This is a genomic window from Duganella fentianensis, from assembly GCF_009857835.1.
GTDB classification, from domain to species: domain Bacteria; phylum Pseudomonadota; class Gammaproteobacteria; order Burkholderiales; family Burkholderiaceae_D; genus Rugamonas; species Rugamonas fentianensis.
The window spans coordinates 745,129-757,939 of the sequence record NZ_WWCL01000003.1; the positions used below are offsets into that span (position 1 = coordinate 745,129).

Here is a 12,811-nt window from a genome sequence, read left to right on the forward strand (position 1 = left end):
ATTACTGCGAGTGAGACCGAGCATGGTGTATGACCGTATCAAGCAACAGATGATGGATACCCTGCCGCTGGTGCGCACGCTGGGCATCAGGATAGACGAAATCGGCAACGGCACCGCGCAGGTGTCGATGCCGGACGACCAGAAGCTGCACAACCACTTGGGCACGCCGCACGCCGGCGCGCTGTTCACGCTGGCCGAAACGGCCTCCGGAGCAGCCATGGCGGGCGGTTTTGCGGAGCTGATTCCTACTCTGCGCCCTGTGGCCAAGGAATCGCGCATCCAGTATCAGAAGGTCGCCAAAGGCGCCACCCGTGCGGTGGGCCGGGTGCCCGGCGATCTGGCCGCGCTGAAGGCCGAGTTGAAAGCGCAAGGCAAGGTAGCGTTTCCCGTGGAAGTCGATATTTTCGACGCCGCCGGCACGCTGGCCGCACAGGTTCAAGTGGAATGGTATTTATCCGAGAAGCGTAGCTAACATCGCAACCGACTTCGATCAAAAATTTTTGAAAGAATAAAATGAGCAAACAAATTCAAGACGCCTACATCGTCGCCGCGACCCGTACCCCGATCGGCAAAGCGCCACGCGGTATGTTCAACAAGACCCGCCCAGACGATCTGCTGGTGCGCGTAATGCAATCGGCACTGGCACAGGCTCCTGGCCTGGACCCGGCCCTGATCACCGACGCCATCATCGGCTGCTCCTTCCCTGAAGCAGAGCAGGGCTTCAACATCGCCCGTCAATCGGTGCTGCTGGCTGGTCTGCCACGCACCATCGGCGGCGTGACCGTCAACCGTTACTGCGCTTCCGGTATCACCGCGCTGGCCATGGCCGCTGACCGTATCCGCGTTGGCGAAGCTGATGCGATGATCGCTGGCGGCGTGGAATCCATGTCCATGGTACCGATGATGGGTCACCACCCATCGATGAACCTGAACATGTTCACCGACGAAAACGTGGGCATGGCCTACGGCATGGGCCTGACCGCTGAAAAAGTGGCGACCCAGTGGAAAGTTTCGCGTGAAGCGCAGGATGCCTTCTCGGTCGAATCGCACCGCCGTGCTATCGCTGCCCAGCAGGCTGGCTTCTTCAAGGATGAAACCACGCCAGTGGAAATCATCACCCGTACGCCGGATCTGGCCAGCGGCGAAATCAAGATCAAGACCCGCACCGTGGATACCGACGAAGGTGCCCGTGCTGATTCGACCATCGAATCGCTGGGCAAGCTGAAGCCAGTGTTCGCTGCCAAAGGTTCCGTCACTGCCGGTAACAGCTCGCAGATGTCGGACGGCGCAGGCGCGCTGCTGGTGGTTTCGGAGAAGTTCCTGCGCGAGCACAACCTGACCCCGCTGGCCAAGTTCTCCTCGTTCGCTGTCAAAGGCGTACCACCGGAAATCATGGGTATCGGTCCTAAGTTCGCGATTCCAGAAGCTTGCAAAGCGGCCGGCATCACCCAGGATCAGCTGGACTGGATCGAACTGAACGAAGCGTTTGCTGCACAGGCGCTGGCCGTGATCGGCGATCTGGGTCTGGACCCGGCCAAGGTCAACCCGATGGGCGGCGCGATTGCGCTGGGCCACCCGCTGGGCGCTACCGGTGCGATCCGTGCTGCCACCGTGGTGCACGCTCTGCGTCGCAACAACCTGAAATACGGCATGGTCACCATGTGCGTAGGCGCCGGTATGGGTGCCGCTGGTATCATCGAGCGCGTATAAACTAACGCGTACGGCGGCTGCATAGACCGCATAGGCGCTTGAGCGCAACCGTCCAAAGGGCGCTGGGAATTTTCCGGCGCCCTTTCACTATTTTGGAGACAGCATGGATATTTTGAGCAGCATTAGCAACGGCGTTTTGACGCTGGAATTCAACCGCCCCGAGCGCAAGAATGCGATCACTTCGGCGATGTACCAGAGCATGGCCGACGCCATCAACGCTGCCGAGCAGGACACCAGCGTGCGTGCGCTGCTGATCTGCGGCCAGCCGGAAATTTTCACGGCCGGTAACGATCTGGAAGACTTCATGAAGTCGGCCCGTCCCGACGATGGCGCCGGTATTGAAGCGCGCTCGGTCTACCAGTTCATGATGGCACTGGCCAACTGCAGCAAGCCGGTAGTGGCTGCGGTCGCGGGGGCTGCCGTCGGCATCGGCACCACGCTGCTGCTGCATTGCGATCTGGTCTACGCAGCCGACAACGCCAAGTTCTCCGTACCGTTCGTGCAACTGGGTCTGTGCCCTGAGTACGGTTCCAGCCTGCTGCTGACGCAACTGGCCGGTTATCCGCGCGCAGCAGAAAAGCTGATGCTGGGCGAAGCTTTCCTTGCACAGGAAGCGCTGGAGATGGGCCTGATTTCAAAAATTCTGCCGGCCGCCGAACTGCGCGCCTTTGCCGAAGCGCAGGCCGCCAAGCTGGTAGCACTGCCGGCCAGTTCGCTGCGCGTCACCAAGCAGCTGATGAAAGCCGCCCGTAAAGGCCCGGTAGCCGATGCGATTGCAGCAGAAAACGTCCACTTCGGCGCCATGCTGGTGGCACCGGAAGCGCGCGAAGCCTTCATGGCCTTCTTCCAGAAACGCAAGCCGGACTTCAGCCAGTTCGCCTGATGCGGGCAGGGCGGCTACTCAGAATTCGCCGTAACGGTTGCGGATTTCGGCCAGCACGCCCTGTTTTTCTAGCCGCGCAATGGCGGCATTGATCTGTTCCAGCTCTTCTGGCGTAGTGGTGTTCTTGTTGAGCATCAGGTGCACGGGGGCGCGCATCACCGTCACGGGCAGGGCGCTGATAGCTAGCCCCAGTTCGCGCGCTTCATAGCGTAGCGCCGCACTGTCGCCGAGGATGACGTCGGCGCGTCCCGCCTCCAGCATGCGTACGCCTTGCTGGAAATTCAGAAAAGTACTCAGATGGCCGGCGGACAGCAATTGCGGCTGTAGTCTGGCATAGGCCGTGCCATACCAGCCCACCTTGGGTGCCAGCAGCGATACCTGCATGGCCAGCAGCCCCTCGAGCGTGCGCAGCTGCTGAAAACGGGGTAGTTGTTCGCTACGGACAAACAGATTCACGGATTCGCTTCGGTAGGGAATGCTGAAGCGGGCGATTTTGCGCCGTTCCGCCGTGTCGGAGGCGGCCAGCAGCACATCCAGACTGCCCTGCTCGAACTGGCGCTGGCGCCGTGCCGTGGGCAGCTCCGGCATCAGCTGCAAGGTGCAGCCCGCTTCGCGCAAGATGGCCTGGGTCAGCTCCAGATCCAGCCCCGTGGGTGCACTATTGGGCTTGCTATAGACATAGGGAGGCCATTGCTCGAGAGCTATTTTTAGCTGGCAGGGTGCAGCTTGCGCCGGCAGGGCGGTCGCATACAGCAGGGCCACAGTGGTGCCGACGGTACGGGCTTGCATGAGGAACCAATCTTTGAACTTTGATTACAATTTGCCAGAAGTGAGGAGAATGTCAAGCCTTCATCGTTTCCTGAAAGCAAGCTAGTCAGCACTGGCGGCGCAGCTTACCATAGCGCTGGCAGGAAATTTGTGATGACCATATTCAATTGCGGGGACATGCTTTGGTATCTACTCTGGAACTGGCGGCAAATGTCGTGATGACGGTGTCTATCGTGCTGGCGGGCCGGAACAATGTGCACTCGTGGTGGCTGGGCGTGATGGGCTGCAGCATGTTTGCCCTGTTGTTTTATGGCGTCAACCTGTATGCCGATGTGGCGTTGCAGCTGTTCTTTATCATCACCTGCCTGCTGGGCTGGTGGCGCTGGCGCCGCGGCGATAGCGGCCAGCAATTGCCGATCCGGCGCGTGCGCGTGCCTGTGTTGCTGTGGATGAGTGCGATTGCGCTGGCGGCAACGGCCGGCTATGGCCTGCTGCTGCAGGCTTATACCAATGCCTATGCGCCTTTCATCGACTCCGCCGTGCTGGCCTTTAGCATCGTGGCGCAATTGCTGCTGATGGGGCGGCGCATCGAAACCTGGCCGTTCTGGCTGCTGGTGAACAGTATTTCCGTGCCCCTGTACTTGAGCCGCGGCCTGCAGCTGACGGCTTTGCTGTATGCGGCGTACTGGCTCAATGCGCTGGCTTCGTGGTGGTTCTGGCGTCGCCAGATGCAGGCGCAACTACAACTTGCATAGATTCATCGACTTTGAATTTTTCTCGTTTTATGATGGTGTTACTACGTAGAAAAAAACTAAAGGAGATGTCATGCAGTGGTTTTCCGACTTGAAAATAGGCCGCAAGCTGATCGTGGCTTTTGTCGCCGTGATCGCACTGGCCACCTTGCTGGGCCTGTTTGCCATCCGCCAGCTCAATGTGGTGAATCAGGCCTCGACCGATATCGCCGATAACTGGCTGCCCTCGATCCGCACGCTGGGCCAGATCGAAGTGTCGCTGGCGCGCTACCGGATATCCGAAACCACCCACATCGTCATGCATGATCCGGCCGAGTTCGCCAATGTGGAGAAATCCATGGCCACCCGGCTGGAGACTCTGCGCAAGCAGCAGAGCGCCTATGAGGCGCTGATTTCGGAAGCCGAAGAAAGGCGCGTGTATGGCGAATTCCGCAAGACGCTGGACGACTACATGGCCGCCAGTCGCAAGCTGGTGGCCTTGTCGCGCGAGGACAAGAATGAGGAAGCGGCTGCGCTGCTGCGCGGCGATTCGAACAAGCTGTTCCGCACAGCATTCGAGCAGCTCGATGCGCTGGTGAAAATCAATGATGAAGGCAGCTCGGCATCCGACAAGGCGGCCGATGCGACCTATAGCAGCTCGCGCAACACCATTATTGCCGTGCTGGTGGTACTGGTGGTGATCAGCATGGGTCTGGCCGTGTATGTGGCGCGCATTGTTGCCACACCGCTGGAAGAAGCGGTGGGCATTGCCGGCCGCGTGGCCGAGGGCGACCTCAGCAACGTGATTGTGGCCAGCACGCGCGATGAAACAGGGCAGCTGATGGACTCGCTGCGCGCCATGAACGACAGCCTGCTGAAAGTGGTGGGCGAAGTGCGCCATGGCACGGATGCGATCGCTACGGCCTCGGCCGAAATCGCCAGCGGCAATCTGGACCTGTCGCGCCGCACGGAAGGACAGGCCAGCTCGCTGGAAGAAACTGCCTCGGCCATGGAAGAACTGACCTCGACCGTGCAGCAGAATGCCGACAATGCCCGTCAGGCCAACCAGCTGGCCCAGTCCGCTTCCGGCATCGCCACCGATGGCGGCAAAGTGGTCGATGAAGTGATCGCCACCATGGATTCCATCAGTGCTTCCTCGCGCAAAATCGTCGACATCATCAGCGTGATCGACGGCATTGCCTTCCAGACCAATATTCTGGCCCTGAACGCGGCAGTAGAAGCGGCCCGTGCCGGCGAGCAAGGCCGTGGCTTCGCCGTGGTCGCTACCGAGGTGCGCAATCTGGCCCAGCGCAGCGCGGCGGCGGCCAAAGAGATCAAGGAACTGATCGACGATTCCGTGGTGCAGGTGGAAAGCGGTACGGCGCTGGTGCAGAAGGCCGGCGCCACCATGGCGGAAGTGGTGTCCAGCGTGCGCCGCGTAAGCGATGTAGTGGCCGAGATTTCCGCTGCCAGCAGCGAGCAGAGCACGGGCATTGCCGAAGTCAACCGGGCCATCACCCAGATGGATGAAGTGACCCAGCAGAATGCGGCGCTGGTCGAACAGGCTGCAGCAGCGGCCGGTTCCATGCAGGAGCAGGCCGCCAATCTGGCCGAAGTGGTCAGCAAGTTCCGTCTGCGCTAAGGGGAGGGAGCGGGCCGCCGGCCCGGGCCTATTTGTGGCTGCCGGTTTCGGCCGGCAGCGCTACTGCCGCAGCGGGCGCACTGCCTGGTTGCTGGCGGTAGGCGCTAGGGGTGAGGCCGGTGCTTTCGCGGAAGGCGGTGGCAAAGTTGCCGGCATTGTTAAAGCCCACCATCAGGGCGATATCCTGCACTTCGATATCGGTTTCGCGCAGCAGATTCATGCCGCATTCGATGCGGGCCGCGCGGATGTAGGCGAACACCGTCATGCCGGTATGGGCGCGGAAGAGCTGCGACAGCTTTTCGCGGTAGGTGCCCACTTTGCTGGCGATTTCCGTCAGGCTGGGCGGCGCCGCCAGATTATTCGAGATCAGCCGCTTGGTGGCGTTGACGATCACCACTTCCGGATCCGTCACGGCCACGATGGTATCGGCTAGGGTGCTGTCGGCACGGGGCACCAGCTGCTGGCGGGCGCGCATGGCCAGATTCAGGTGTACCTGTATGCGTGCTGCCAGTTCGCCCGGCGAGAACGGCTTGCCGACGAAATCCACCCCGCCCAGCGACAGGCCGAGAATGCGCTCTTCCGAGTTGTCATTGCCGCTCAGGAAAATGATGGGGATGTCCTGCGTGGCCGGATTGGCTTTCAGCAGCCGGCAGGCGGCATAGCCATCCATGCCCGGCATGCGCACATCGAGCAGGATCAGGTCCGGCTGCTGGGCCAGTGCCAGCTGATAACCCTGCATGCCATTGAAGGCCACAGAAACAGAATACGGCAGTTCGCTCAGCAGGTCGACCAGCATGCGCTGTTCGAACGCTGAGTCGTCCACGACCAGTATCTTGCTCGATGGGGTAGGGCGGGCGGTTGGCATGGCCTTTGCTGGGTAATGGTTATGCAAGCTTTGTCACTACAAGTTGCATAGTAGCGCTTACGGGAGAAAATGTTGAATAGTTTCTGTTTTCATTTGCACGATATGCACCGTATGCTACCACTAGCTTGCAAGGTTGTTGTAAATACCCCCTCATCCACACTATTTTTCATACTTTTCTCCGCTAGCAAAACTGCTCTCGCTTACGGCAAAAGCAGGCATTTTCCGGATCGTTAATAATGAATTCGCCTGGCAACAATGACCAGCCAGCCATATTGCATCAGCGATAACGAACTAGCAGACCAAGGAGTAAAGCATGAAACACACTGATTTTGGCAGCATGGCCTGTCCGATAGCCCGCAGTCTGGGCAAAGTGGGGGAATGGTGGAGCATCCTGATCCTGCGCGATGCGTTTTATGGCCTGACCCGTTTCGACGAATTTGAAAAAAGTCTCAAGATTGCCCCGAATATGCTGACGCGCCGCCTGTCCGGGCTGGTGGAAGGGGGGTTGATGGAGCGCCGCCAGTACAGCACCCGGCCACCACGCTTCGAATACATCCTGACCGAGAAGGGGCGCGCATTCAAACCTGTACTGCTGGCCTTCATCGCCTGGGGTAATGACCATCTGGCACCGGAGGGCGCCAGCCTGCTGGTGGTGAGCCGCGAAACCGGCAAGCCGGCCGATCAGGTGCTGGTCGATGCCAACAGCGGTCTGGCCATCAATGATGAAGACTATATGTTTGCACCGGGACCGGCCGCCACCGAAGGCATGCGCAACCGCCTGATGGAAATTAGCAAAATGGCCTGAGCCACACACAGACACTTGTAGGGAAGTGATGCGGCGCGACCCGGAAGGGAAGCGCCGCTTTTTTTTGCTCATCAGAAATGTTTCAGCGTCGTTAGTTGCAGGGAATTTGTGGAATAATGTGTAGCGCGCAAACCCGCGCAGCGGCGATGGCTCCCGACCGGGGAGTCCACAGTAAAGGAAAGCATAGAGTGTATCTGTTTGTGCGTGACGAGGAACTGGCGCAGTGGCAGGCCGCGCTGGCCGATGCGCAAGGCGCCCAGCGCTGGCCATTGCTGGAACTGCTGGCCTGGCATCTGCGCCAGCGCGATCCGCCGCAGGCGCGCCGTCTGTGTGCCGAACTGGCTCCGTTCCTGCCTTTGCTGCCGGCAGCGCAGGCAGCACTGACGCGCAGCCGCGTGCTGCTGATCGATGCCGAGGCGGAAGGTTTGCACGGACGGCTGAATGCGGCCCAGCTGCTGTGCCTACAGGCGCAGCAGCAACTGGAACTGGCCAGCGCAGGCTTGCCGCGTGAAGCGGCGCTGGCGTGCGCCGACCTCGAATGGCTGCAGGCTGGCATTGCCATCGACCGCGGCGACAGCCGTGCGGCAGATCAGGCGCTGGCCCGTGCTGCCGAGGCGGCCCGTAGCGCGGGCGACGCCGTGCGGATCGACGTGATCGATGCCGCCTCGGGCATCTTCGACACTTTTATAGACTGGCAGGCGGCGCAGCAGCGCTGGGGCCAGCGTTTCAGCACCGACCTGACGGGCGTGGCGCCCACCGCGGCGGGCTGGATCAGCGATTTTTTCGGAACCTGTGCCTTCCAGCGCAGCGAATACGGGCGCGCCATCGGCCATCTGATGCTGAGCTTCGAGACGGCGCTGGCCACTGGCCAGATCCGCCGTGCCATCGTGATCGCAACCAATATCGGTAATGCCTTCACCAGTCTGAATGCACACGAGGCTGCGCTGGACTGGATGCAGCGCGGGCTGGATCTGGCGCGGCCAACCGGCTGGCCACTGAGCATAGGCATGGGCCTGATGCAGACCGCAGAAACCTTGCGCCAGCTGGGGCAGCGCGAAGCCGCGCAGACCCTGCTGCGCGAAGCGCTGCACACCCTGCAGGCCTTGTCCGGTTCGCGCGCGTTTGCCGTGGCGCTGGAATATCAGGGCGATCTGGCGCTGGATCTGGGCCACCATCAGGCCGCACTGGACAGCTTTACCCAGCTGGCGGCGCGCGGCGATGCGCTGCGCCAGTCCGATTTCCGCAGTAGTGCGCGGCGCGGTCAGGCGCACGCGCTGTCCCATCTGGGGCGTGCCGATGAAGCGCTGGCCGCAGCGCAGGCGGCGCTGCAACTGGCGCGCGAACATGTGGATGCTTCCGCCCAGATTGCGGCGCTGAATGTGCTGGCCGAAATCCATGCCCAGCATGCGCTGCCGGCACCGGCCAATATGCAGGCCGCCAGTCCGGTGCTGCACTATCTGCTGCTGGCGCTGGAAGTGGCCGGCACCATCGATGGCTATACGGTTTCCGGTGCGCTGCTCGATGCCATCGCGCGCGAGTACGCAGCAACGGGCAATTACGAAAGGGCTTATGCGATTTCGCTGCAGGCCGGCGCGGCGCGTGACCAGATCCACAGCCAGCAGGCCACCAACCGTGCCATCGCCATGCAGGTGCAGTACCAGACTGAGCGCGCGCAGACGGAAGGCGAGCATCACCGCCAGCTGGCTGCTGCAGAAGCCCAGCGCGCCGAAGTGCTGCAGCAGACCAGTGCCACGCTGACCCACCTGAGCGCCATCGGTCAGGAGATCACGGCCCATCTGGACGCCGCTGCCGTATTCCGTGCGCTGGACCGGCATGTGCATGGCCTGCTCGACGCTACCCATTTCTCCATCTTCCTGCTCGAACCCGATGGCGAATGGCTGACCTGCGCCTTCGGTACGGAAGACGGCAATCAGCTGCCGGCCGTACGCGTGGCCCTGTCCGACCCGCTGGCCAATTCGGCCCGCTGCGTGCGCGAGCGGCGCGAAATACTGGTGGAGCTGGGCGAGGCCGATCTGACGCCTAACCTGATACCGGGCACCTTGCCGACGCTCAGCCTGCTGTTCGCCCCGCTGCATGTGGGCGACCGCGTGCTGGGGGTGATGACGGTGCAGTCGCTGCAGGCCGGCGCCTACGGAGAACGCGAACGGCTGATTTTCCGCACCCTGTGTGCCTATGGTGCGATTGCGCTCGATAATGCGCGCGCCTACCGTCAGGTGGCCGCCACGCTGAAGGCACTGAGCGCGACTCAGGAACAGCTGCTGGAAAAGAATCTGGAACTGGAAAGGGCCTACAAGGCACTGGAAGAAGTCAGCCTGACCGACCAGCTGACGGGACTGCGCAACCGCCGCTTCTTCCTGCAGAATGTGGATGCCGATGTGGCGCTCAGCCTGCGCGCGCACGACGCCGGCCAGCACCGCGAGCTGACCATCTGCGACCAGACAGCAGCCAAGGATCTGGTGTTCTTCATGGTCGATCTGGATCACTTCAAGGAAGTCAACGACCGCTATGGCCATGCGGCCGGCGATTCCATACTGGTGCAGATGCGCGAGCGTCTGCGCGAAGTATTCCGCGAGTCCGACTATGTGATCCGCTGGGGCGGCGAAGAGTTTCTGGTGCTGGCGCGCGCCACTCACCGCGAGGAAGCCCATGTGGTGGCCGAACGCATGCGCCGGGCCGTGGCCGAGCGCGAATTCATCCTGCCCGATGGTGCCACGCTGGCGAAAACCTGTTCGATCGGTTTTGCCTGCTTCCCCTTCTTGCCCGAGCAGCCACGCTTGCTGTCTTGGTCGCAGGTGGTGGAGCTGGCCGATCAGGGCCTGTACATAGCCAAGCGTTCCGGCCGCAATGCGTGGGCGGCGTTGTATAGCACCGCGGCCACGCAGAGCGCCGGAGTGTTCCCGCGCCTGATGCAGCAACTGGAACAGGCAGTAACGGCGGGCGAAGTGCGGCTGGTGACGAATCTGGCCGGTCCGCCTAATCTGGGCGGCGAACGGCGCCGCACCGGCCTGTCGAGTGATCTGGAAATCTAGCCGGCCTGCGGGCCGCAACTCAAGCTGTCTACTGCACCATGACTGAAAATCTTACCCGCTGCCGCTGGGCCAATCCGGCCAATCCCCTGTATCTGGCCTATCACGACGAGGAGTGGGGCGTACCCTGCCACGACGAGCTGCGCCTGTTCGAGATGCTGAATCTGGAAGGCGCGCAGGCGGGGCTGAGCTGGGAAACCATATTGAACAAGCGCGCCAGCTACCGCGCGGCCTTCGACCAGTGGGATGCCGAAAAAATCGCCGCCTACGATGCCGACAAGGTGGCGCAACTGCTGGCCAATCCCGGCATCGTGCGCAACCGCCTGAAGGTGGCGGCGGCCATCACCAATGCGCAGGCCTATCTGCGCCTGCGCGCCAGCGGCACCACGCTCGATGCCTGGCTGTGGGCCTATGTCGGCGGCCAGCCGTTGGCGCCGGAGGCTGGCCCCCGGCCCGCCAGGACGGCGCTGTCGGACCGGATCTCCAAAGACCTGTCCAAGCTCGGTTTCAAGTTCGTCGGCTCCACCATCGTGTATGCCTACATGCAGGGCATAGGCATGGTGAACGACCATGACCCGGCCTGTTTCTGCCGCCAGCAGCGATGAGCAACGTGACGACGGCCAGCCCTCGGGTCATCCTTGATACAGCGTTTGAAGACGGCAGCCGCTTCATGGCCGCGTGGCGCGGGCAGGCGCCGCAGGCCATGCTGTTCTATCTGGCGCTGACGCCGCAGCTGGCGCCGGCCGAGAGTATCGGCGACGCCCAGCTGCGCGCGCTGTGGCCTTTGAATCTGCCGGGCTTTCACCGCATCGTGCTCGATGACGGTAGGGTGACGCTGGATCTGCTGGTCGGCGCGGCCGAGGATGTGCTGCCGGAGATCGAAGCGCGGGTAGACCAGATTTATCTGCGCGCCGGGCTGGCCCCCATGCTGACGCGCCAACTGGCACGGCTGGCGCAACCGGAAGCCGAGCTGCTGGCCGAGGCACCCGATGAAGCCATGAAGCTGGCGCTGCGCAAGCAGGGCTTTGTCGAGCAGCCGGTGCCGGCCGAGAAGGTGTCCAGCCAGAGCGGCATGGCTGGTGCAGTCTATCGGGCGCTGTACCAGAGCCGCAAGCCGCGCCGGCCCGCGCCGCCCCTGCCTGCCGTGCGGCAGGCCATCGTGATCGGCGCCGGTATAGCCGGGGCTTCGGCCAGCCACCGTCTGTGCGCAGCGGGCTGGCAGGTCACGCTGATCGAACGCCATGGCGCGCCGGGACAGGAAGCGTCGGGCAATGTGGCCGGCATCTTCATGCCGCTGCTGTCCAAGGACGACAATATTCCCACCCGCCTGACGCGCGCCGCCTTCCTGTTTGGCCTGCGCGAGTGGCAGCGCCTGGGCGGCGTAGGCCAGGTGTTCGAAGGGGCCAGCTGCGGCGTGCTGCAACTGGCGCGCGATGCCGGCCACGCGCAGGTTCAGCAGGATGTGGTGGCAACATGGAACTACCCGCAGCAATACGTGCGCTGGCTCGATGCGCCCGCTGCCTCCGCTCTGCTGGGCGGGCCTACGCCGCATGGCGGCTGGCTGTTCGGGCAGGGCGGCTGGGCGCGGCCTGCATCGCTGTGTGCGGCCTTGCTGGCCGCCTGCGGCAGCCGTCTGCAGCAGCGCTTTCACCACGAAGCGCTGCGGCTTGAGCGCCATGGCGAAAACTGGCAGGTGTTCGATGCCAGTGGTGCCATGCTGGCCGAAGCGCCTGTGGTCATCCTTGCCAACGGAGCCGGTGCGGTGGATATTGCGCAGGCGGCGCAGTTGCCGCTGGCCCGTCTGCGCGGGCAGGTCACCCATCTGCCACAGGAACTGGGGCCGCGCCTGGCGCTGGCGGTCTGCCGCGAAGCTTACGTTACGCCGCCCAATCAGGGCGTGATCTGCGCCGGTGCGACCTATAGCAGCGATGATGACAGGGCGCTGCGCGCCAGCTGCCAGCAGGAGAATCTGGCCCGTCTGGCCGAAATTATTCCGGGTGAGGCAGTAGCAGCGCTGGCGGCCACTGCACCGCTGGCAGGACGGGTAGGCTTCCGCTGCGCGGCGCCGGACCGGCTGCCGCTGGTGGGGCCGCTGCCCGATTACAGTAGCGGCGGGCGGCTCGAAAGGCTGCGCGACATGCCTGTGCATGCGGGCTTGTATAGCCTGCTCGGCTATGCTTCGCGCGGCATCATCTGGTCCACGCTGATGGCGGAGCTGCTGGTGTCGCAGCTGGAACAGCGCCCCATGCCGCTGGAGGCCACGCTGGTCGATGCGCTGGTGCCGGGGCGCTTCCTGCTCAAGCAGCGGCGCCGCGCCGTGCCGGCGGAAGACGAGTAGGCGCCGGATTCCTGCCGCAAGC

General features: G+C 62.8%; 11 protein-coding genes. 9 read left to right on the plus strand and 2 right to left on the minus strand.

The annotated features are described in order from the left end of the window. Positions 1–22 precede the first annotated feature (22 nt). The 3 genes from GTP23_RS16435 (at position 23) to GTP23_RS16445 (ending at position 2,593) form a co-directional block, all read left to right on the plus strand. Entirely contained in the window at positions 23–472 is a 450-nt protein-coding gene (locus tag GTP23_RS16435; RefSeq protein ID WP_161036101.1) for a PaaI family thioesterase, read from the plus strand. A 41-nt stretch (positions 473–513) separates the two neighbouring features. Next, positions 514–1,710 carry an acetyl-CoA C-acyltransferase gene (locus tag GTP23_RS16440; protein ID WP_161036102.1) on the plus strand — a complete coding sequence of 399 codons (1,197 nt, stop codon included), beginning with the start codon at positions 514–516 and terminating at the stop codon, positions 1,708–1,710. A 103-nt stretch (positions 1,711–1,813) separates the two neighbouring features. Beyond that, positions 1,814–2,593: an enoyl-CoA hydratase gene (locus tag GTP23_RS16445; RefSeq protein ID WP_161036103.1), complete on the plus strand. Its 780-nt coding sequence runs from the start codon at positions 1,814–1,816 to the stop codon at positions 2,591–2,593. Positions 2,594–2,611: 18 nt separating this feature from the next. On the opposite strand, the gene GTP23_RS16450 is transcribed toward GTP23_RS16445, so the two are convergent. Then, positions 2,612–3,382, minus strand: a complete 771-nt coding sequence (locus tag GTP23_RS16450; RefSeq protein ID WP_161036104.1) for a substrate-binding periplasmic protein — start codon at positions 3,380–3,382, stop codon at positions 2,612–2,614. A 161-nt stretch (positions 3,383–3,543) separates the two neighbouring features. Here GTP23_RS16450 and pnuC point away from each other — a divergent pair, with 161 nt between their 5' ends. Then, positions 3,544–4,116 (plus strand): nicotinamide riboside transporter PnuC, encoded by a 573-nt coding sequence (pnuC, locus tag GTP23_RS16455; RefSeq protein WP_161036105.1) that lies wholly within the window; start codon positions 3,544–3,546, stop codon positions 4,114–4,116. 70 nt (positions 4,117–4,186) lie between these two features. Further along, positions 4,187–5,734, plus strand: a complete 1,548-nt coding sequence (locus GTP23_RS16460; protein ID WP_161036106.1) for a methyl-accepting chemotaxis protein — start codon at positions 4,187–4,189, stop codon at positions 5,732–5,734. Between the two features lie 28 nt (positions 5,735–5,762). On the opposite strand, the gene GTP23_RS16465 is transcribed toward GTP23_RS16460, so the two are convergent. After that, a complete protein-coding gene (locus GTP23_RS16465; protein WP_161036107.1) occupies positions 5,763–6,599 on the minus strand; it encodes a response regulator transcription factor in 837 nt (278 codons plus the stop codon). 313 nt (positions 6,600–6,912) lie between these two features. Here GTP23_RS16465 and GTP23_RS16470 point away from each other — a divergent pair, with 313 nt between their 5' ends. The 4 genes from GTP23_RS16470 (at position 6,913) to mnmC1 (ending at position 12,789) form a co-directional block, all read left to right on the plus strand. Continuing rightward, complete coding sequence (locus GTP23_RS16470; protein ID WP_155436292.1) at positions 6,913–7,404, plus strand: winged helix-turn-helix transcriptional regulator; 492 nt, start codon at positions 6,913–6,915, stop codon at positions 7,402–7,404. Positions 7,405–7,592: 188 nt separating this feature from the next. Continuing rightward, positions 7,593–10,454, plus strand: a complete 2,862-nt coding sequence (locus GTP23_RS16475) for a diguanylate cyclase (RefSeq protein WP_371866934.1) — start codon at positions 7,593–7,595, stop codon at positions 10,452–10,454. 38 nt (positions 10,455–10,492) lie between these two features. Next, positions 10,493–11,056: a DNA-3-methyladenine glycosylase I gene (locus GTP23_RS16480; RefSeq protein ID WP_161036108.1), complete on the plus strand. Its 564-nt coding sequence runs from the start codon at positions 10,493–10,495 to the stop codon at positions 11,054–11,056. Next, the gene (gene mnmC1 / locus GTP23_RS16485; protein WP_161036109.1) at positions 11,053–12,789 is read left to right on the plus strand and encodes an FAD-dependent 5-carboxymethylaminomethyl-2-thiouridine(34) oxidoreductase MnmC1; all 1,737 of its coding nucleotides are present in this window, start codon (positions 11,053–11,055) and stop codon (positions 12,787–12,789) included. Before GTP23_RS16480 ends, mnmC1 begins: the two co-directional genes overlap by 4 nt. The last annotated feature ends 22 nt before the right edge of the window (positions 12,790–12,811 follow it).

What these genes read in the sequence shown, in the direction of transcription:
- GTP23_RS16435 (WP_161036101.1), top strand. Translation starts at nt 23, where the DNA reads ATGGTGTATGACCGTATCAAGCAACAGATGATGGATACCCTGCCGCTG.
- GTP23_RS16440 (WP_161036102.1), top strand. Translation starts at nt 514, where the DNA reads ATGAGCAAACAAATTCAAGACGCCTACATCGTCGCCGCGACCCGTACC.
- GTP23_RS16445 (WP_161036103.1), top strand. Translation starts at nt 1,814, where the DNA reads ATGGATATTTTGAGCAGCATTAGCAACGGCGTTTTGACGCTGGAATTC.
- GTP23_RS16450 (WP_161036104.1), bottom strand. Translation starts at nt 3,382, where the DNA reads ATGCAAGCCCGTACCGTCGGCACCACTGTGGCCCTGCTGTATGCGACC.
- GTP23_RS16460 (WP_161036106.1), top strand. Translation starts at nt 4,187, where the DNA reads ATGCAGTGGTTTTCCGACTTGAAAATAGGCCGCAAGCTGATCGTGGCT.
- GTP23_RS16465 (WP_161036107.1), bottom strand. Translation starts at nt 6,599, where the DNA reads ATGCCAACCGCCCGCCCTACCCCATCGAGCAAGATACTGGTCGTGGAC.
- GTP23_RS16470 (WP_155436292.1), top strand. Translation starts at nt 6,913, where the DNA reads ATGAAACACACTGATTTTGGCAGCATGGCCTGTCCGATAGCCCGCAGT.
- GTP23_RS16480 (WP_161036108.1), top strand. Translation starts at nt 10,493, where the DNA reads ATGACTGAAAATCTTACCCGCTGCCGCTGGGCCAATCCGGCCAATCCC.
- mnmC1 (WP_161036109.1), top strand. Translation starts at nt 11,053, where the DNA reads ATGAGCAACGTGACGACGGCCAGCCCTCGGGTCATCCTTGATACAGCG.